We start from the raw sequence: 17285 nt of genomic DNA on the forward strand, positions 1-17285 counted from the left end.
GCTTTAAGACCGCGAGAGGTTGAGCCGTTCCGCCTTCGTCAGCTTGGCGTGGACGAGTCGATACGACGCCTCGAGCATCTCGGCCACGACGGGAGCGGGTACGGTCCCGTCCAGGACGACGGTGTTCCAATGCTTTTTGTTCATATGATAGCCGGGGATGACGCTGCCCGGATACGTCTCGCGCTGCAGCCAGGCTTCGTCCGGCGAAGTCTTGAGGTTGACGCTCTCCGCCTCCTGCCAGCTCCCGAGGAGCGCGAATATCTTGCTGCCGACGAACAGCACCGGCATTTTCGGATCGAACGGATACTTCAGGCTCGTCCCGGCATAAGACAGCCCGAGCTCGATCAGGTCCCGATGGTTCATCGGCGTTCCGTCCGGCGCTGCTTCATTGATTGGCTTGTCCATAAGATCTCCCTCATCTCCGTAAGCGGTATACCTACAGCATAGCGGATAAACGAACGGGAGAGAAGAGGATCGGGGCTTGTTCGTCAAGGCCGGTGCCTTTGGGGCGAAGAGCGGCGGGCGCTCCTTAGCGCAGCGGCGAAGGGCGCCTTTCGGCGCCCTGCCGGGTGCGGGATCAAAAGCAGGTGAACGATTCGATCTGCCGCAGGTCGTACCCGGTGTACGTCCAGAAAAACCCCGTCCAGCGGAAGCCGGCGACCGAAGTCCTTCCGACGAACACCGGGTAGAACCAGGTGCTGCTGCCGTTCCGCAGCCAGATGTACGTGTTGCGGAACAGGCACCCCCGGATCGCCCCGGGGTCCACCGCAAAGGTGGACGTGAGCGGCTTGGGCGGGATGGTCTGCGGGGGTGGCGCAGTGGGCGCCTGCATCGGTCCTTGCGGTCCTTGAGGCGGCATGAAGGCCATGAGGTCGGCTCCTTTCGGTAGGCGCGGACTGCAGCCGCGTCTCGGTTAGATCAGCGTGATTGCGAGCAGGTCGAACAGGACGAGCGGCAGCACGAACCGGCCCGGGCCGAAGCCTGGCCCGAAGCCCGGGCCAAAGCCGTGGCCGAATCCGGGGCCAAATCCCGGACCAAATCCCGGACCGAATCCCGGACCGAATCCCGGTCCGGGAAAGAAGGCGCGCTGGTGCTGCTCGATCGTTACGCTCAGATAGACGATCCCTCGATGCACGTGAGTGAGCGTCCCCTCGAAGACGTCCCCGTCGAGCGTCTCTACCCGCACCTCCCGCTCGCCGCAGTGGCCGCAGACGGTGTGCAAGTGATCGCGGAGGGAGCGCAGGGACTGCACGGTGTTGGGATGCGCTTTGTATAGCGTACGGCCGGCTTCGGCCGCTTGGATCTCACTCATTGCAATACCTCCCATAGGCGAGTGTCGAACTACGCCATCCTATGCAGACGCCTAGCGATAGGTGAACGCCCTTCCCTCCCGGCTGTCTGGGTATGCCGCCCGGCGTCTTCGGACCCGTTGCCTTTGCGTTCCGTAGCGTATAGAATAGGTTGAGATCGTAAGGGAGGGATGGAGAATGAGCGCGAGATCGGACCGCGTACGAGAACCGCTCGTTCTTTTCTTTTCCCGTTTCATACAGAGGCGCTGAAGCTTTTAGGCTTTGGCGCTTTTTTATTTGTCATACAGAATGAAAGTTTTCACGTCTTTCCATTTCTGAATGACCGACGATCAAAACGTGTCGCCGTCTAGGAAGACGGCAAAGCCGTTTTTACTTGGGAGCGGAGGTGCCGGGAATTGAGAACCTACAAAAGAGTGCTGGTCAAGCTGAGCGGAGGCGCGGTAGCGGGGGAGAACGAATCCGGATTCGATCCGGGCAGGCTGGAGCATATCGCCAGCGAGATTCTGTCCGTCGCCGGCCGCGGCATCGAGGTGTCCGTCGTGATCGGGGGAGGCAACATCTTTCGGGGGAACATGGCGGAGAGCTGGGGGATCGAAAGGGCGGAGGCGGACAACATCGGGACGCTGGCGACCGTGATCAACAGCCTCATGCTGCGCGGCGTGCTGAAGGCGAGAACCGACAAGGAGGTCCGCGTCATGACGGCATTGCCCGTTACCTCGGTCGCGGAGCCGTATATCCGCCTGAGGGCGGTGCATCATCTGGAGAAGGGCTACATCGTCATCTTCGCCGGCGGCAACGGGCAGCCCTTCGTCACCACCGACTATCCGTCCGTCCAGCGGGCGATCGAAGTCGGGTGTGACGCGCTCCTGGTCGCGAAGCAAGGTGTGGACGGCGTCTACAGCGCCGATCCAAAGCGGGATCCGAACGCCAGGCTGTTCGAGTCTCTGCGCTATAACGATGTCTTGGCGCGCGATCTGCGGGTCATGGATCAATCCGCCTTCATCCTCGCCAGGGATTACGACCTGCCGATCCACGTCTTCAACTTCGATCGGCCCGGCGCGATGGCCGAGATTTGCGACGGCGGACGGACGGGGACCTACATCGGCAGCGACGCGACGCCGCTCGCCTAACGCGCGCAAGAAAAAGACCGACGCGCGATCGATTCGCGTGTCGGTCAGGCAGGGTGGAGCGATTAGGAAGATTAATAGAAGATGCCGGCGCGAAGGATAATGACAAGCAGGACGAACAGAACCAGAACGAATGCTGCGCCGCTGCCGTAGCCTGCACAACTTCCAGCGTAACCCACTGCGATCACCACCCGTGAAGGATTTGTGAGATCGAAGTTCGACTTCACGTCCTCAATATATGCAGGTACGATCGTCCGGCCAGTGCGTCCGCCTATTGTGCGCGATCAAGTTTGGGAAGAACGGCGGCAGTACCGTTCCAGGTAGGCCGCGAAGCTGTCCCGATTGGTTCGGATATGCCGATTGCTCCCCTCCAGCTTGCTCATCATAATGCTGCCCTCCATCGACGCCAGGGCGAAGCCGGCCAGCGCGTCCGCGTCCAGATCCGGCCGGAATTCGCCGCTTCGGATGCCCTCGGCGATGATCCGCTTCATCGATTCCAGCGTATTCGCCATGCTCTGCCGCGCCCGGTCGCGCAGCGCGGGGTGGCCGTCGTCGCTTTCGACGGCCGTATTGAGCAGCGGACATCCCCCGGCGAAAGGGGGGCTTTCCGCCACGTCCCGGTAGACGTCGAAGTAGGCGAGCAGCTTCTCGCTGGCGGAGGCGCGTTCCGCCATCGTCTCGCGGATTCGCGCGCCGACGACGCCGGTCGCATAGCCGTACGCTTCGAGGGCGATCTCGTCTTTGCTCCCGAAGTGGCGGTAGATGCCGCCCTTCTGGATGCCCGTCCGCTCGATAATATCCGACAAGGAGGCGCCTGCGTATCCCCGCCTGTTGAACAATTCCGCCGATTCGGCTATGATGCGCTCCCGCGTCTGTTCGCCTTTGGTCATCGGTCTCCCCGCCTTTTCCTCGTTATCGTAAGCCCAGTATAGCAAATCAAATCCGCGGTTGAAATCGCGGCAAACTCTGTTACAATCAAAAGAGACCGATTGGTATCAAAATGAAAAACGGAATGCGGGAAGGAGCTAACGGCATGCGGGAAGAAGGCGCTACCCCCGGACGGGCGCAGGCCTGGATCGGATTGGGCGTGCTGTGGATCGTCGGATTCGTGGGGGCGTTGTCGCGGTTTATTATGGCGTACTATCAGAGCCGGATCACGGAGGATCTGGCGACCGGCAGGAGCTTCATTTCTTTGGCCTGGTCGTCCAATTTGCTGATCGCGGCCGTCTGCGCGCCCGTCGGCGGCTGGCTTTCGGACCGCTACGGTCCGAAACGGGTCATTTTGGCAAGCGCGACGTTCGGTCTGCTCGGCACGAGCATCGTGTACTTCGGGCACATGCCCTTCTTTTTCTTCCTCGGGTACGGGATCGTCTCGGGACTCGGCGGCATCTCCGTCTCGGCCACCTATATGCTCCTGTTCGGTTGGTTCGACCGTCACCGGGCCAAGGCGAGCGCGCTGCTGTCGAGTGCGTCGTCGATCGGGCTGGCCGTCTGCACGCCGCTCTTCGTGTGGAACCGATCGCTGACCTGGGAGGATGCTTTCCTCCTGTCGGCGTCGCTCGGCTTGTTCGTGACGCTGCCGATGGTCGGCTTTCTCGTCCGTCCGGCTCGGCAGGGCGGTGCCGGCCGCGAACCTGCGGCGGCAGACGCCGAGACGTCCGCTTCTGTGCCCGCTGGCGCCGCCGCCGTCCGCTCCGCGGCCGCCCGCAAGCGATGGCGCCTGACGATGGCGATCGTCGGCTTCGGCTTGTTCACCTGCGGATTCAACATGGGGACGGTCGAGATGAATCTCGTGGCCATCCACGAGGGGGCCAAGGTCTTGCCGGGGATGATCGCCCTGTCCATGAGCGTCCTCGGGATCATGGAGATCGCGGGCTCGCTCGCTTTCGGCTTCCTGATGGACGGGATGAGCAAGCGGCTGGCGCTCGTGCTGCTGTACGGGATTCGCGTGGCAGGCTTCGCGCTGCTCTATCTGCATTTGCCGGCTACCCCTGTGGGCTTCGCCGTCGCCTTCGGCATCACGTATCTCGGCGCCGTGCCCGGAGGCATCATGGTCGCGGGCGAGGAAGCGGCGGAGCGGGGCAAGCAGGTGGGCTATCTCCTTATGTGTCACCAGGCCGGGGGCATCGTCGGGGCATTGGCGGGAGGCATGGCGTTCGACGCCTTCGGCAGCTACCAGGCGCTGATCGCGACCGATATCGCGATGTGCGTCGCGGCGGCGGGAGGCTACTTCCTGCTGCACCTGCGTTCCGGCAACGCGGCGACGCGCCTGCCGTTTCAGACGCCAGGACATGCGGGATGATTCGGAACGGACCTCGCGGGAACGACACCAAAAATGATGCGCGGCCTTAACGTTTGCCCGCCGTCATTTCGCGTTTGATAAAGTCGTAGGCTTCGCGGTGGCCCTGCTTGGCATAGAAGCGCAGCCCGTCCAGCCCCTTGAACAGCCGATAGCATCGCATGCGCTCCTCGAACTTCGGAATGTCGCGGCCTTCGCTCGCCCACGCTTCGCGAACGCGCTCGGGAAAGCGGAGGTGCGGATACCACAGGTGCATGGTTGCCAGGTCGAAGACGAAGTCTCCGTACATCGCCATCTCCCAGTCGATGATAGCGGTCACGGACGGACCCTCGGCGAGCATGTTGCCCAGATGAAAATCCCCGTGCACGAGGCTCCGTTCTGCCGGCGAATACGCCGCTAGCGACATCATCTCGGCGTACAGCTCGTCGTACACGCTGCGCTCGAGGAAGCTGTCCCGGAACAGGTCGTGCCAGCCCTGCCAGAATCCGCTCTGCGCCTCGGAGAATTGCGCCGCGAGGAAGTCCGCCCAACTGGCGTGCAAGCCCTCGCCGTTCGGCCCGATCGTGCCGAACCCCCGCGTCCCCGCGACCGGGACGCGGCCGATCGCCGCGAATCGGCCGATCAGATCCGGAAGCACGCGCAGTTGATCCGCTTCGTCATATCGCGCGATCGATTGTCCCGCCGCCTGCTCGGCAATCGTATAATGCAGCACTCCGGCCCTGCCGGCATCCACGATCTTCGGGATCGGGACGCCCGCGGGGCCGAGCGCGTCGAACAGACGTTTTTCTTTCTCTACCCGTTCGCCGTCGCGGTTGAAGTGGACGACGTAGCCCCGATTCCCGTCGCGGAACCGGTACACCCGGCTGATCTCCCCTTCGTCGATCGGCTCCACGGCCGTTACTTCCCCAGGCCAAATCTTGCGCAGCACGACTTCCGCTTCTTCGGGCGTCATCTCCGGCTTGAACGATAGCATGGTTGAATTCCTCCCCCACGATTGCCATTTCCTCCATCGTAAGCCGCCCGGACGGGCAATGGTAGACCCAGAATGGTTTACAGAGATTTATTACTTCCAAGACATCGTTCTAACAATCGGGCCATACAATGAAATTACCGATATGGGATCGTTCCCATAGAATACGGCTCACAAGGGAGACCGTTTCCGCTAGGGGTCTTTCGCCGCATGAGACCGTTCCCACCCGAAAAGGAGGATGCGACGCCGATATGCGTATGGAGATTGTCAACGAAGTGGGACCGTCGGATGCCCGGACGCATCTGCGCTATCCGTTCGAAATTCGGGAGCCGAGCGCGGCCTTGCACATCCGCTTCGCCTATGCGCCCAAGACGCTGGAGGACCGGGAGTCGGCGCGCCGGCTCATGGAGCAGAGCATCGCGCAGTACGTGACGCCGGAGCAGCGGGAGAGGGCGCTCGAGAACGTAGAGCGGTACTATCCGCTGAAAAATCTCATCACGATCTCGGTCGACGACGCCCAGGGATATCGGGGAGCCTGCCATCGCCAAGATCCGGAGCAACTGCTGTTCCTCTCCGAGCGGGAAGCGTCTCCGGGGCTTTACCCGGGTCCGATCGCGCCGGGCCAGTGGTGCGTCACGCTCAGCCTCCACGCCGTCGTAACCGCTAAGTGCGGCTACAAACTCGAGATCTGGACGGAGGAGGAGACGCAGCCATGAAATGGGTCGCCAGCGAGCTTCATACGCACACGTATCACAGCGACGGCGGGCAGAGCCTGTCCGAGCTGGCCGCCGGGGCGGCCGCCCTCGGGTACGCGTGCATCGCGCTAACCGATCACAACACGATGGCGGGTCTCCGCGAGCGCGAGGAGGCGGAGCGGGAGACCGGAATCCGCATCCTGCCCGGCATGGAGTGGACGACGTTTTACGGCCACATGGTCACAATCGGCGCCCGGACGTTCGCCGACTGGCGGAAAGCCCATCCGCGGCGCATCCACGAAGGCGTGGCCGAAGTGCACCGCCACGGAGGGGTCGCGGGGCTCGCGCACCCGTTCCGCATCGGCAGCCCCGCCTGCACCGGCTGCTTCTGGGAGTACGAGATCGCGGACTGGAACGACTTCGACTATATCGAGGTATGGTCCGGGACGTGGGCGCCGATCAAGACGGACAACGCGAGAGCCTTCGCTCTATGGACGGAGCGGTTGAACGCGGGAGACCGCATCGCGGCGACGTCCGGACGCGACTGGCATCGGCAGGAGGATACCGACGAGCCGCTGTCGGTCACCTACCTCGGCCTCGCCGACGAGGAGGCTCCGTTCGCGGATGAAGCGGTGCGGGCGCTGCGCGAAGGCCGCGTCAGCGTCACGATCGGTCCGCTGCTTACGCTGGAGGCGGAGCTCGAGGGACGCAAGATCGGAATCGGCGGCGTCGTGGCGCGGGCCGCGGCGGAGGCGTCGCATCCGCTCGCGGTGACGGCGTCCCTCCGGTTCGGCGACCGGGAAGGGCGGTGGACGCTGCCGGCGCAGATATACAGCTTGCGCATTGTCGGAAGCGGCGGCGTGCTGGCGGAGCGGCCTGTCGGAGCGGCGGACGGCGACAGCCGCTTCGAGCTCGACGCCGGCGGCGAGACGTGGCTGAGGGCGGAGCTGTGGGGCGTCGCCCGGGACGCGAGGACGATGATCGCCTTTACGAACGCGATCTACCTGGAAGGCGCGGAGCAGGGAGGGGATACGCCATGAACGCCTTCCCGCTGATCACGGCGCATACGGGGTGCATGGGAACGCGGGACAATTCGGAGGCTTCCGTGCGGACGGGATTGGCGCTAGGCGCGGACGTCGTCGAGGACGATATTCGCACCACGCGGGACGGCGAGCTCGTGCTCGGACACGACGACCGCGTGCCGCTCGCGGACGGCGCGGAAGGCCTGATTTCCGCCCTGTCGCTGCACGAGCTGAACGAGGCGTCGGCCGCGCCGCCGGTGCGTCTCGAGCCGATGCTGCATCTCGTCCGATCTTCCGGCCGGCGGATGAATCTCGACCTCAAGTCGGACGCCTGCCTCGACCCCGTCGCCCGGCTGATCGACCGGATGGACATGGCGGACTACGTATTCCTGTCCGGCTGCCAGTACGACCGCGCTCGGATGGCCGCCCGGCTTGCGCCACGGATTCGGCGGCTGCTGAACGTAGACGTCCGGCCGTTTCTGTCGGCGGACGACCCGTCGTCCCTCCGGTTAGCCGTTCAGGCGGCCTGCGAGCAGGCGCTGTCGGCCGGCTGCTTCGGACTGAATCTGCCGCACCGGCTCGCAGGACCGGAGCTGGCCGCGGCGGCGGCCGAACGGGGGCTGGACGTCTACGTTTGGACCGTAAACGACACGGAGGAGATGCGGCGCTGCGCCGAGCTCGGGGTGCGGTCCATCACGACCCGCAACGTCGAAGCGCTGGCGCGGCTCAAGTCGGATTGGACGGCACGGGGGGAGCAGGCATGAGTCACAACATCAAGGAGATCGCCCGGCTTGCCGGCGTCTCCAAATCGACCGCTTCCCGCGTCATCTCGGGCAAAGGCTACGCCAGCCCCGAGGTTCGGGCGCGCGTGCAGACCGTCGTCGAGCAGCTCCAATACAAGCCGAACGCCGTCGCCCGGGCGATGGTGGCCAAGCGCACCCACGACATCGGCGTCATCGTCTTCCGCGACCGGCCGCCGATCGTGTCCCACCCGCTCTACGGCAAGCTCATCGACGCGATTCTGGCTGCCGCCGAGGCGCGGGGCTACTCCGTCTTCCTCAAGACCGACCAGGAGATGTCGCTGCGGTCGACGGACTTCCTGCTCGAGCGCCGCGTCGACGGGTTGATCCTGATCAGCCGACTGCGCAAAAACGTCATCGACTACATCAAGCGCTTCAACGTCCCTTATCTCATGGTGAACGGATCGACGGACGATCCGGACGTCCTCCATCTCGTCAGCCGCGACGAGGAAGGCGGCGACCGCGCGGCCTCTCATCTCCACGAGCGGGGGCACCGGCGGTACTTCGTCATCGCGGGACCGCAGGAGCACCGGAGCCATGCGCTCCGCCTCACGGGGTTCCGCGGGGGACTGGAGCGGCTCGGCGCGGACGCTGTGGACGTCGTGTATTCCCCCGAGTCGAACTTCGAATCCGGGGCCCGGCTTCTGGAGGCGAACTGGCAAGCATTCGAAGCGGGCGGCTACACCGCGCTCTTCACGACGAACGACATGCTCGCGCTCGGCGCGCTGAAGGTACTCCAGGCGAAAGCGGTGGCCGTGCCGGGGCGCGTCGCCGTGATGGGCTTCGACGACATCGTCCACGCGGGCATGCACACGCCCGCTCTGACAACGGTCCGGGTGGACACCGACGGCATAGGACGGGGCGCCGTGGAGATGCTGGACCGTCTCATCCGCCAAGAGGAGGATCTGCCCAAGCTGACCGAATACGCAAGCGAATTGATCGTCCGAGATTCCACCTGACTCGAGAGGAGATGCCGGATCGTGCGTTGGTACTTCGGCGCCGTCGGACCGCGACGGATCATCGAATTTTTGCTGCTGACCGTGTTTGCCGTCTTTTTTGCCGGCCCGCTGCTGAATCTGCTTGTGCTGGCCTTCAGCGGGCAATGGACTTACCCGCATCTGCTGCCGGACCAATGGTCGTTCAAATGGTGGAACTTCGTCCTGCGCAAGGACGACGTCGCCCACTCGATCGGGCTGTCGTTTCTGATCGCCACGATCGTCACCGCGCTGTCCATCGTTCTCTGCATCCCCGCGGCGTACGCGTTCGCCCGGCTCCGATTCCCGCTCAAGCGGTTTTTCCTGTTCTCGTTTTTGCTGACGCACGCCTTTCCGAAGATGGGGCTGTACGTGTCGATCGCCGTGCTCTTCTACCAGCTGAATCTGATGAACACGTTGCTCGGCGTCGTCCTCATCCATATGATCAACGTCCTCATGTTCATGACGTGGATTCCAACCGCCGCGTTCCGCAACGTGCACGCCGCCCAGGAGGAGTCCGCGAGAGACGTGGGCGCGACGCCCTTCCGCGTCTTCCGCAGCATCACGCTTCCGATGGCGATGCCGGGCATACTGGTCGCCTCCGTCTTCACCTTCCTGAACTCTCTGGACGAGGCTCAGGGGACATTCCTCGTCGGCATCCCGGACTACAAAACGATGCCGATCGTCATGTACTCGATCATCTCCGACTTTCCGAGCAGCGCCGGCGCCGTCTTCTCCATCATCCTCACGGCTCCGACGATCCTGCTGCTCGTCGCGGCCCAGCGTCTCGTCAGCGCGGACGTCATGGCCAGCGGATTCCAGGTGAAATAATCGATCGCGAAGGAGGCGCTTCCCATGAGCGCGCAGCTAGCTGTCCGCAACATGACCAAGCGATACAAGACGGGCGAAGGGGTTGCCGGCATCAACCTCGAGGTCGCCAAAGGAGAGCTCGTCACGCTACTCGGCCCGTCGGGATGCGGCAAAACGACGGTGCTCCGCAGCATCGGCGGCTTCCTCGAGCCGGACTCGGGAGACATCCTGATCGAAGGCCGGGACGTGACGAAGCTCCCGCCCGAGCGGCGGCCGACGTCGATGGTGTTTCAAAGCTACAATTTGTGGCCGCACATGTCCGTCTACGACAATCTGGCGTTCGGCCTCAAAATCCGCAAGATGCCGAAGGCCGAAATCCGCGAAGCGATCACGGCCGCGCTCCGGCTCGTGCGCCTGCCCGGCGCGGAGAAGAAATACCCAAGCCAGCTGTCCGGCGGACAGCAGCAGCGCGTCGCGCTGGCGCGGTCGCTCCTGCTGAAGCCCGCCGTGCTGCTGCTCGACGAGCCGTTCTCGGCGCTCGACGCCAAGCTGCGGCACGAGATGCGCGAGGAACTCCGCGAAATTCAGGCGCAGACGGGGCTGACGATGGTGTTCGTGACGCACGACCAGGAGGAGGCGCTGTCTCTGTCCGACCGCATCGTCGTCATGAATCACGGCCATATCGAGCAGATCGCCGCGCCGGCCGAGATTTACGATCGGCCCGAATCGCTGTATGTCGCGCAGTTTATCGGCAAGATGAACTTTTTGGAGGGGGTGGTGGAGGAGGATCGCGTATGGGTCGGCCGGCTGGATTGGCCGAACGGGAAGCGCCTCTCGGGCAGCGTGAAGGTCGCCGTCCGCCCGGAGGATGTCGGCATCAAGCCGTCGTCCGGCGGCGGAGAAGGGCTCGCCGGTACCATCAAGCAAATCATGGTGCTGGGTCATTATGCGGATGTGTCGGTCGATCTGGGGGAGCATGGGGTGATCCGGACGTTTCAGCCGAAGGAAGCGATCCAAGCGCTGCAATCGGGTCAACGCGTCGACGTCTCTTTTGCCCACGTTTTAGTCTATCCTGCCCACTAAACGAATGAAGGAGAGGATTGGGAACATGGTACGTTTGCACAAGAGCTTAAAAGTCATGTCCGCGCTGGCGCTGTCCGCCGCCGTGCTGGCCGCATGCGGAGCCAAGGACGACGGCAAGGGGAATACGGCCGGGGGGACGGCGTCCCCATCCGATGCGTCCGCATCGCCTTCCGGGAAAGCATCTGCCGGAGGAACGACGGAGTTCCAGTTTTACTTCACCGGCTCGCAAAACGTGAAGGACCTATGGGATACGCTCATCCCCATGTTCGAAAAGGAGCATCCGAACGTCAAAGTCAAAGAGGTGTACGTGCCGCCGGGTACGGGCGCGCAGCCGACCTACGACCGGATCGTCGCGGCCAAGCAGGCGGGCAAAGGTTCGGGCGGCATCGACCTCTACGAGGATGGCATCACCTACGTCACCCAAGGCAGCAAAGACGATGTCTGGGACAAGCTTGAAGGGAGCGCGATTCCGAATCTCGCCAACGTCAACGCCGCCACGATGAACGACGTCTCCAATATGGCGATTCCTTACCGCTCCTCCGCCGTCGTGCTCGCCTACGACAGTTCGCGGGTGAGCGAGCCGCCCAAAACGATGGATGAGCTCCTCGACTGGATCCACAGCCACCCGGAGAAATTCGCCTACAACGACCCGTCGACCGGAGGCTCCGGCAGCTCGTTCGTGACGACGGTCCTTTACAAGGATCTGCCCGAGGAGGCGATCCACGACAGCGACCCGGCCATCATGAAGCAGTGGGACGCCGGCTTCTCGGTCCTGAAGGATCTGGGCAAGTACGTCTACGGCAAAGGGATCTATCCGAAGAAAAACCAGGGTACGCTCGATCTGCTCGCCAACGGCGAAGTCGATTTGATCCCCGCCTGGTCCGATATGGTGCTCCAGCAGCTGAACGAAGGCCTGCTGCCTAAGACGGTGAAGCTGCAGCAGATCACGCCGGGCTTCAACGGCGGCCCCACCTATCTGATGGTGAACAAGCAATCCGACAAGAAAGAGGCCGTGTACGAATTCCTTGACTTCGTCCTCTCTCCCGAAGCGCAATCGGTCATCGTCGACAAGATGAACGGCTTCCCGGGCATCGAGCTGTCGCACATGCCTCAGCAGATGCAGGATAAGTTCAAGGGCGTCGCCGAAGGCTTCCGTACCTTCAACATCGGAGATCTCGGAACGGAGATCAACAAGCGCTGGCAAAGCGACGTAGCGGCCCAATGAAGAAGAAGGAGCTGAAACAAGCGGCGCTCGGGCTGCTCATGGTCAGCCCCTCGTTCGTCCTGCTGCTCGTGATCGTCGTCATTCCGATCGTCCGGTCGATGCTGTCCAGCGTGACGAACGAGGCGGGCGGCTACGACCTGAGCCGGTACGCCTTCCTTTTCACCGACCCGGGCATGCGCGCCAACATCCTGTTCACGCTGCGCGTCACTCTCGTCTCTTGCGCGCTGGTGCTGATCGTCAGCTATTCGCTCGCGCTCTACATGCGATTCAGCTCCGGGCGGCTGTCGGAATGGATCCGCAAAACGTATATGATCCCGCTTTTCATCCCGGGCGTCATCGCGACGTACGGTTTGATGAACCTGCTCGGCAACCACGGCTGGCTCGCCCGGCTGCTGCTGCCGCTTGGGATCGACCTGCCGCGGATCGTCTTCGACCAGAAGGGCATCATCATCGCCAACCTCTGGTTCAACATCCCGTTCGCGACGATGCTGCTCAGCTCCGCGCTTGCGGGCATCCCGGCTTCGATCATCGAGAGCGCGAAGGACGTCGGCGCCGGCCGGCTGCGCGTCTTCCTGCGGTTCATCTTTCCGCTGTCCTACAAGACGTTCCTCGTGGCGCTGACGTTCGTGTTCATGGGCGTGATCGGCTCCTTCACGGCGCCGTTCCTGCTCGGTCCGAACGCGCCGCAGATGCTGGGCGTATCGATGGAGCAGGTGTTCGGCGTGTTCCGGGAGCACGAGCAGGCGGCGGCCATGGCCGTCTTTACCTTCCTGCTCTGCTCCGTCCTCGGCTTCTTCTACATTCGCAACATGGCGAAGGAGGAGTCGGGCCGGCTCTAAGACGCGGTTTGGAGGCCGCCGACCGGACGATTGCGCGCCGCCGGAGACGACAGCTCGCAAGCTTGCCGCGCGCTACGAAGTCGCGGCATCGGACGGCCGCCGCGCGGCGGCCTGCATCCGGGCGTTGAACTCGGTTTGGCGCGCGTACGTCCGGCCGCTGTGGAAGCCGACTTCATACGCCCAGTTGACGAGGCACTCCATCTGGATCAGCTGGCGGTCGGTCATGCCGAAGCGGTGTCGCAAATCCAAGGCATACTGCCGCTTCACTTCCTCGAACGACCGCTCGTTCTCGCGTCGTTGCTGTTCCGCGTCGAGCATGTGCATCCCCTCCTAGTCTATGTATCTCTCATTATGATCCGAACGGGCGGCTTCTAGACTCGGCGGATGCGATAGCAACGGCAACAAGCGCCATGGGCTTTAAGCCCATGGCGCTTGCGTCGTTACGTTCCCGTTCCCGCGGCTTGCGGCTTCGCGGTGTCGGACGGATTACAGCCTCGGCAGCACGTATCTGGCCAGGAAGTAGAGGACGCCTAAGAAAATGATGACGTAGGCCGCATACTTAATGAACGTGGACGCGACAAGGCTCGAGTCGTGCCGCTTTTCGACATGATGCTCCTCGTACTCCACGTTGCGCTGTTGCACCGGCATCGGGAATCACCCTCCTCTCCGTCCGTGCTGTAGCGTTGGTTGTCGTTAAGCATTGTTACCCGGGACTTGGGCGGGTCAATCACGCGGGAGGAAGGGCGAACGGCATGGTGAGGCGGGCCAGGGTGCGGAATGGGCGGAGAAGGACGTGGAGCCGGGGGCGCGGAGGAATGAAAGGCCAGAGCGGCAGGGAGGCCCGGGGAAACGGAGGAATGAAGGGCCAGAGTGGAAGGGAGGTTCGGGGGATGATCGGCTAGTTGGTGCGATGTAGGTAGTTTACATACGCACATTCGGCGAAATGGCGTGCGAGGAACGGATGTAGGTAGTGTACATACGCACATTCGGCGAAAGGGCGTGCGAAGGCTGGATGTAGGTAGTTTACATACGCACATTTGGCGAAATGGCGTGCGAGGGAGCGATGTAGGTAGTTTACATACGCACATTCGGCGAAAAGACGCGCGAGGACCGGATGTAGGTAGTTTACATACGCACATTCGGCGAAATGGCGTGCGAGGAACGGATGTAGGTTGTGTACATACGCACATTCGGCGAAATGACGTGCGAGGAACGGATGTAGGTTGTGTACATACGCACAATCGGCGAAAAGACGTACAAGGACCGGATGTAGGTAGTGTACATACGCACATTTGGCGAAAAGGCGTGCGAAGGCTGGATGTAGGTAGTTTACATACGCACATTTGGCGAAATGGCGGGCGAAGGTCGGATGTAGGTAGTCTACATACGCACATTTGGCGAAAAGACGCGCGAAGGCTGGATGTAGGTAGTCTACATACGCACATTTGGCGAAATGGCGGGCGAAGGTCGGATGTAGGTAGTCTACATACGCACATTTGGCGAAAAGACGCGCGAAGGCTGGATGTAGGTAGTCTACATACGCACATTTGGCGAAAAGACGCGCGAAGGCCGGATGTAGGTAGTGTACATACGCACACTCGGCAACCAGCGCCGCATTTCTTCCCGCGCCCCCTCGTACCTCTAGCCCCACGCCTCTTATCCCTCCTCAGCGCATACGGCGGGGCCAACGAAAGCGCGGCAGCGGCTTGAAGCCGGCAGCCGCGACGAGGTACAGCGCGAGGAAAAGGAGAAAGACGTTGAAATAGCTGGGAATGGCGATGATTCCCATATAGAGCCCGTAGGGCAGCGACCAGCCGAAAACGACATACATGAGCAGGCGGGATCTTAGCGCAGAAGCGACGAAGCCGAAGCAGGCGGGTACGATCAGCATCCAGGTCAAGATGCGAACCGTCCCCGGCTCCGGCGGATGATCGGAATACGGATTCCAATAGAGAAAGACGAGGGCGGCAAGCATGCAGCCTGCCGAAGCCGCGACGCCGAAAACAACGGACCGCATTCGAAACCTCCTCCTTTGTTCATTGGATCCATTTTACAATAAATGGAGAACTCGCGTCTCGACCCATTTCCACGACCAAGCTGAAAAACCGTGTTGACTCTCACGTTACGTGATACTCTATAGTGAACGTTGAAGGGAGGAAGCCACCGCGGTGAAAGTCAAAGAAGTCGCCGACCTGGTCGGCATCAGCGTGCGCACGCTGCATCATTACGACGAGATCGGGCTGCTCCGCCCGGCACAGACGACGGCATCCGGATACCGTCTGTATGACGACCGGGATCTCGAGACTTTACAACAAATCCTGTTCTTCCGGGAGCTGGGCTTCCCCCTCAAGAAAATCAAGCAAATCGTCGGCAGTCCGGGCTTCGACCGGCAAGCCGCGCTGGAGCTGCACCGCAAAATGCTGATCGAGAAGCGCGAACGGCTGGACGCGATGATCGAGACCGTCGAGAAGACGATCAAACACGCCAAAGGAGAGATTGAAATGACCAATGCCGAAAAATTCAAGGGCTTCGACTTTAGCGGCGGCAATCCCTACGAGCAAGAGGCGCGGGAGCGCTGGGGAGACGCGGCCGTCGATCGGGCCAACGCCAAATTCGCGGACAAAGCCCGGCAGAACGAAACGGGAAGCCGGATGAACGCCCTCTACGCGAAGCTGGCCGAGCTGCGCGGAGGATCGCCTAGTTCCGTCGAGGCGCAGAGCGCGATCAAGGAATGGTACGACATGCTAAACGAGATGGGCAGCTACCCGCCGGAAGCCTTCAAAGGCTTGGGGCAGATGTACGTCGACGATCCGCGCTTCACGAAGAACATCGATCAATTCGGGGAAGGCCTGGCCGTCTTCATGCGCGACGCGATGGCCATCTTCGCGGACCGCAACGAAGCGTAAAGCGTAAGCCGCAACTTGCAAAGGCACAAGCCGCAATCGACAATCGTCAACGGTAAAGGGTGCTGTCAACCACAATCGGTGTACCACAAGCGGCAATCGGTGTACCACACGCGGCAACCGACAACCGGTGACCGTCACCGCCAACCGCCGAACGGCAAAGCCGCTCCAACCGAAAACAAGGCACGCTCCCGACCCTGTCGGCGAGGCGTGCCTTGTTTGATGTTCGCGATGTCCGGCTCGGCGGTTTAGAGGAACGCGGAGAGCATCTTGCCGACGGCGCGTTCGGCGTCGACGTCCACGCTGACCTGGATCGGCGTGCCGACCACCGGATTGCGGCGCAGATCCGCCACCGTCATGCCGGCGCAGAGCGCGCTCTCGCATTCGACTTTGACGTGCATCGTCTGATTGACGACGATCCCCGGCTCTTCGGCGACGAGCACGGTCAGCGGATCGTGCATCGGCGCGGAGTCGATGAAGTAGTTCGAGCTCCGGTAAAAATCGAAGTAGAAGGGGAGCGACGCGCAAATGAAATCCACGATCGCGCGGTTCTCTTCGCGGCGCGTCCGCTGCAGAAACGCGAGGTGCTCGCGGTTGATGTTCGTTTTCATCGTGACGTCGAGGCCGACCATCGTGATCGGCAGACCCGAGGCGAAGACGACGTCCGCCGCTTCCGGATCGCCCCAGATGTTCGCTTCGGCGACCGGCGTCACGTTGCCGGGCGCGTGGACCGTGCCGCCCATGACGTAGACGTGCTTGATCTTGCCGACCAGGCTCGGGTCTTTGGCCAGCGCGTGGGCGACGTTCGTGAGACGGCCTAGCGTTACCAGAACCAGCTCGCCCGCGAGCTCGCCGGCTTTGCGGACGATGAAGTCGTCTGCGCGCTCCGCCAGCGGCTGCTGGGTCGCAGGCGGCAGCTCGGCGTCGCCGATGCCGTTGGCCCCGTGCACGTTGGTGGAAAAGCCTTCGAGCCGACGTTTGAGCGGTTTGTCCGCGCCTGGGGCGACCGGAACCTCGTAAGGTGCGCCGGCCAGCTGGATGATGCGAAGCGTGTTGTCCGTCGCTTGGGCGACATCGATGTTGCCGAAGACGGTCGTGATGCCTTCGACGCGCAGCCGAGGCGACTTCAACGCGTACAAAATGGCGAGTGCGTCGTCGATGCCGGTATCGGCGTCGATAATGATCTTCTGAATCGGGTTCAAGGGAATGGCTCCTTCTTATGCCTAGT

22 protein-coding genes are annotated in these 17285 nt (G+C 62.5%); 12 read left to right on the plus strand and 10 right to left on the minus strand.

Annotated features, from left to right (window positions below; genetic code table 11):
- Positions 1-3: 3 nt before the first annotated feature.
- The 3 genes from LKX83_RS06590 to LKX83_RS06600 form a co-directional block, all read right to left on the minus strand.
- Entirely contained in the window at positions 4-405 is a 402-nt protein-coding gene (locus tag LKX83_RS06590; RefSeq protein WP_227881373.1) for an MmcQ/YjbR family DNA-binding protein, read from the minus strand.
- Between the two features lie 172 nt (positions 406-577).
- Positions 578-868, minus strand: a complete 291-nt coding sequence (locus LKX83_RS06595) for a transporter (RefSeq protein WP_227881374.1) — start codon at positions 866-868, stop codon at positions 578-580.
- 45 nt (positions 869-913) lie between these two features.
- Complete coding sequence (locus tag LKX83_RS06600) at positions 914-1312, minus strand: hypothetical protein (RefSeq protein ID WP_227881375.1); 399 nt, start codon at positions 1310-1312, stop codon at positions 914-916.
- Between the two features lie 393 nt (positions 1313-1705).
- On the opposite strand from LKX83_RS06600, the gene pyrH reads away from it, so the two are divergent.
- On the plus strand, positions 1706-2440 hold the full coding sequence (pyrH, locus tag LKX83_RS06605) for a UMP kinase (RefSeq protein ID WP_227881376.1): 735 nt from the start codon (positions 1706-1708) through the stop codon (positions 2438-2440).
- A gap of 71 nt (positions 2441-2511) precedes the next feature.
- Here the strand turns inward: pyrH and LKX83_RS06610 are convergent, their stop codons facing one another.
- Both LKX83_RS06610 and LKX83_RS06615 read right to left on the minus strand, forming a co-directional pair.
- Positions 2512-2616: a YjcZ family sporulation protein gene (locus LKX83_RS06610; RefSeq protein WP_227881377.1), complete on the minus strand. Its 105-nt coding sequence runs from the start codon at positions 2614-2616 to the stop codon at positions 2512-2514.
- A 105-nt stretch (positions 2617-2721) separates the two neighbouring features.
- On the minus strand, positions 2722-3327 hold the full coding sequence (locus LKX83_RS06615; RefSeq protein ID WP_227881378.1) for a TetR/AcrR family transcriptional regulator: 606 nt from the start codon (positions 3325-3327) through the stop codon (positions 2722-2724).
- Between the two features lie 143 nt (positions 3328-3470).
- On the opposite strand from LKX83_RS06615, the gene LKX83_RS06620 reads away from it, so the two are divergent.
- Positions 3471-4739 (plus strand): MFS transporter, encoded by a 1269-nt coding sequence (locus tag LKX83_RS06620; protein WP_227881379.1) that lies wholly within the window; start codon positions 3471-3473, stop codon positions 4737-4739.
- A 46-nt stretch (positions 4740-4785) separates the two neighbouring features.
- Here LKX83_RS06620 and LKX83_RS06625 read toward each other — a convergent pair whose 3' ends face one another.
- Positions 4786-5709 (minus strand): phosphotransferase family protein, encoded by a 924-nt coding sequence (locus LKX83_RS06625; protein WP_227881380.1) that lies wholly within the window; start codon positions 5707-5709, stop codon positions 4786-4788.
- Between the two features lie 248 nt (positions 5710-5957).
- Between LKX83_RS06625 and LKX83_RS06630 the strand changes: the two genes are divergently transcribed.
- The 8 genes from LKX83_RS06630 to LKX83_RS06665 are packed head-to-tail and all read left to right on the plus strand — an operon-like array spanning position 5958 to position 13154.
- Positions 5958-6422 carry a hypothetical protein gene (locus LKX83_RS06630; RefSeq protein ID WP_227881381.1) on the plus strand — a complete coding sequence of 155 codons (465 nt, stop codon included), beginning with the start codon at positions 5958-5960 and terminating at the stop codon, positions 6420-6422.
- Entirely contained in the window at positions 6419-7441 is a 1023-nt protein-coding gene (locus LKX83_RS06635; RefSeq protein WP_227881382.1) for a CehA/McbA family metallohydrolase, read from the plus strand. Before LKX83_RS06630 ends, LKX83_RS06635 begins: the two co-directional genes overlap by 4 nt.
- A complete protein-coding gene (locus tag LKX83_RS06640) occupies positions 7438-8187 on the plus strand; it encodes a glycerophosphodiester phosphodiesterase (RefSeq protein ID WP_227881383.1) in 750 nt (249 codons plus the stop codon). The genes LKX83_RS06635 and LKX83_RS06640 overlap by 4 nt, the downstream gene beginning before the upstream one ends.
- Positions 8184-9182 carry a LacI family DNA-binding transcriptional regulator gene (locus tag LKX83_RS06645; RefSeq protein ID WP_227881384.1) on the plus strand — a complete coding sequence of 333 codons (999 nt, stop codon included), beginning with the start codon at positions 8184-8186 and terminating at the stop codon, positions 9180-9182. The genes LKX83_RS06640 and LKX83_RS06645 overlap by 4 nt, the downstream gene beginning before the upstream one ends.
- Positions 9183-9203: 21 nt before the next feature.
- The gene (locus tag LKX83_RS06650) at positions 9204-10028 is read left to right on the plus strand and encodes an ABC transporter permease (RefSeq protein ID WP_227881385.1); all 825 of its coding nucleotides are present in this window, start codon (positions 9204-9206) and stop codon (positions 10026-10028) included.
- A gap of 24 nt (positions 10029-10052) precedes the next feature.
- Positions 10053-11090 (plus strand): ABC transporter ATP-binding protein, encoded by a 1038-nt coding sequence (locus LKX83_RS06655; RefSeq protein WP_227881386.1) that lies wholly within the window; start codon positions 10053-10055, stop codon positions 11088-11090.
- Between the two features lie 25 nt (positions 11091-11115).
- On the plus strand, positions 11116-12315 hold the full coding sequence (locus LKX83_RS06660) for an extracellular solute-binding protein (protein WP_227881387.1): 1200 nt from the start codon (positions 11116-11118) through the stop codon (positions 12313-12315).
- On the plus strand, positions 12312-13154 hold the full coding sequence (locus tag LKX83_RS06665; RefSeq protein ID WP_227881388.1) for an ABC transporter permease: 843 nt from the start codon (positions 12312-12314) through the stop codon (positions 13152-13154). Before LKX83_RS06660 ends, LKX83_RS06665 begins: the two co-directional genes overlap by 4 nt.
- A 72-nt stretch (positions 13155-13226) precedes the next feature.
- On the opposite strand, the gene LKX83_RS06670 is transcribed toward LKX83_RS06665, so the two are convergent.
- Together LKX83_RS06670 and LKX83_RS06675 are read right to left on the minus strand one after the other, a co-directional pair.
- Positions 13227-13478 carry a hypothetical protein gene (locus LKX83_RS06670; protein WP_227881389.1) on the minus strand — a complete coding sequence of 84 codons (252 nt, stop codon included), beginning with the start codon at positions 13476-13478 and terminating at the stop codon, positions 13227-13229.
- A gap of 162 nt (positions 13479-13640) precedes the next feature.
- Positions 13641-13802, minus strand: coding sequence for a hypothetical protein (locus tag LKX83_RS06675; RefSeq protein ID WP_227881390.1), 162 nt, complete (start codon positions 13800-13802; stop codon positions 13641-13643).
- 300 nt (positions 13803-14102) lie between these two features.
- On the opposite strand from LKX83_RS06675, the gene LKX83_RS06680 reads away from it, so the two are divergent.
- Positions 14103-14864 carry a hypothetical protein gene (locus tag LKX83_RS06680; protein ID WP_227881391.1) on the plus strand — a complete coding sequence of 254 codons (762 nt, stop codon included), beginning with the start codon at positions 14103-14105 and terminating at the stop codon, positions 14862-14864.
- On the opposite strand, the gene LKX83_RS06685 is transcribed toward LKX83_RS06680, so the two are convergent.
- Positions 14821-15171, minus strand: coding sequence for a hypothetical protein (locus tag LKX83_RS06685; protein WP_227881392.1), 351 nt, complete (start codon positions 15169-15171; stop codon positions 14821-14823). The genes LKX83_RS06680 and LKX83_RS06685 overlap by 44 nt on opposite strands.
- Before the next feature lie 151 nt (positions 15172-15322).
- Here LKX83_RS06685 and LKX83_RS06690 point away from each other — a divergent pair, with 151 nt between their 5' ends.
- The gene (locus LKX83_RS06690) at positions 15323-16060 is read left to right on the plus strand and encodes a MerR family transcriptional regulator (RefSeq protein ID WP_227881393.1); all 738 of its coding nucleotides are present in this window, start codon (positions 15323-15325) and stop codon (positions 16058-16060) included.
- A gap of 245 nt (positions 16061-16305) precedes the next feature.
- On the opposite strand, the gene LKX83_RS06695 is transcribed toward LKX83_RS06690, so the two are convergent.
- A complete protein-coding gene (locus LKX83_RS06695; protein WP_227881394.1) occupies positions 16306-17259 on the minus strand; it encodes a nucleoside hydrolase in 954 nt (317 codons plus the stop codon).
- Positions 17260-17285 lie beyond the last annotated feature (26 nt).

The sequence above is a fragment of the Cohnella baijiui genome (genome assembly GCF_020731285.1).
Lineage (GTDB): Bacteria > Bacillota > Bacilli > Paenibacillales > Paenibacillaceae > Cohnella.

Excerpts from the sequence above, each read along its gene's own strand:
- LKX83_RS06635 (WP_227881382.1), top strand. The coding sequence starts at position 6,419 with ATGAAATGGGTCGCCAGCGAGCTTCATACGCACACGTATCACAGCGAC.
- LKX83_RS06630 (WP_227881381.1), top strand. The coding sequence starts at position 5,958 with ATGCGTATGGAGATTGTCAACGAAGTGGGACCGTCGGATGCCCGGACG.
- LKX83_RS06660 (WP_227881387.1), top strand. The coding sequence starts at position 11,116 with ATGGTACGTTTGCACAAGAGCTTAAAAGTCATGTCCGCGCTGGCGCTG.
- LKX83_RS06600 (WP_227881375.1), bottom strand. The coding sequence starts at position 1,312 with ATGAGTGAGATCCAAGCGGCCGAAGCCGGCCGTACGCTATACAAAGCG.
- LKX83_RS06685 (WP_227881392.1), bottom strand. The coding sequence starts at position 15,171 with ATGCGGTCCGTTGTTTTCGGCGTCGCGGCTTCGGCAGGCTGCATGCTT.
- LKX83_RS06615 (WP_227881378.1), bottom strand. The coding sequence starts at position 3,327 with ATGACCAAAGGCGAACAGACGCGGGAGCGCATCATAGCCGAATCGGCG.
- LKX83_RS06620 (WP_227881379.1), top strand. The coding sequence starts at position 3,471 with ATGCGGGAAGAAGGCGCTACCCCCGGACGGGCGCAGGCCTGGATCGGA.
- LKX83_RS06655 (WP_227881386.1), top strand. The coding sequence starts at position 10,053 with ATGAGCGCGCAGCTAGCTGTCCGCAACATGACCAAGCGATACAAGACG.
- LKX83_RS06670 (WP_227881389.1), bottom strand. The coding sequence starts at position 13,478 with ATGCACATGCTCGACGCGGAACAGCAACGACGCGAGAACGAGCGGTCG.
- LKX83_RS06625 (WP_227881380.1), bottom strand. The coding sequence starts at position 5,709 with ATGCTATCGTTCAAGCCGGAGATGACGCCCGAAGAAGCGGAAGTCGTG.
- LKX83_RS06595 (WP_227881374.1), bottom strand. The coding sequence starts at position 868 with ATGGCCTTCATGCCGCCTCAAGGACCGCAAGGACCGATGCAGGCGCCC.
- LKX83_RS06590 (WP_227881373.1), bottom strand. The coding sequence starts at position 405 with ATGGACAAGCCAATCAATGAAGCAGCGCCGGACGGAACGCCGATGAAC.
- LKX83_RS06675 (WP_227881390.1), bottom strand. The coding sequence starts at position 13,802 with ATGCCGGTGCAACAGCGCAACGTGGAGTACGAGGAGCATCATGTCGAA.
- LKX83_RS06645 (WP_227881384.1), top strand. The coding sequence starts at position 8,184 with ATGAGTCACAACATCAAGGAGATCGCCCGGCTTGCCGGCGTCTCCAAA.
- LKX83_RS06665 (WP_227881388.1), top strand. The coding sequence starts at position 12,312 with ATGAAGAAGAAGGAGCTGAAACAAGCGGCGCTCGGGCTGCTCATGGTC.
- LKX83_RS06640 (WP_227881383.1), top strand. The coding sequence starts at position 7,438 with ATGAACGCCTTCCCGCTGATCACGGCGCATACGGGGTGCATGGGAACG.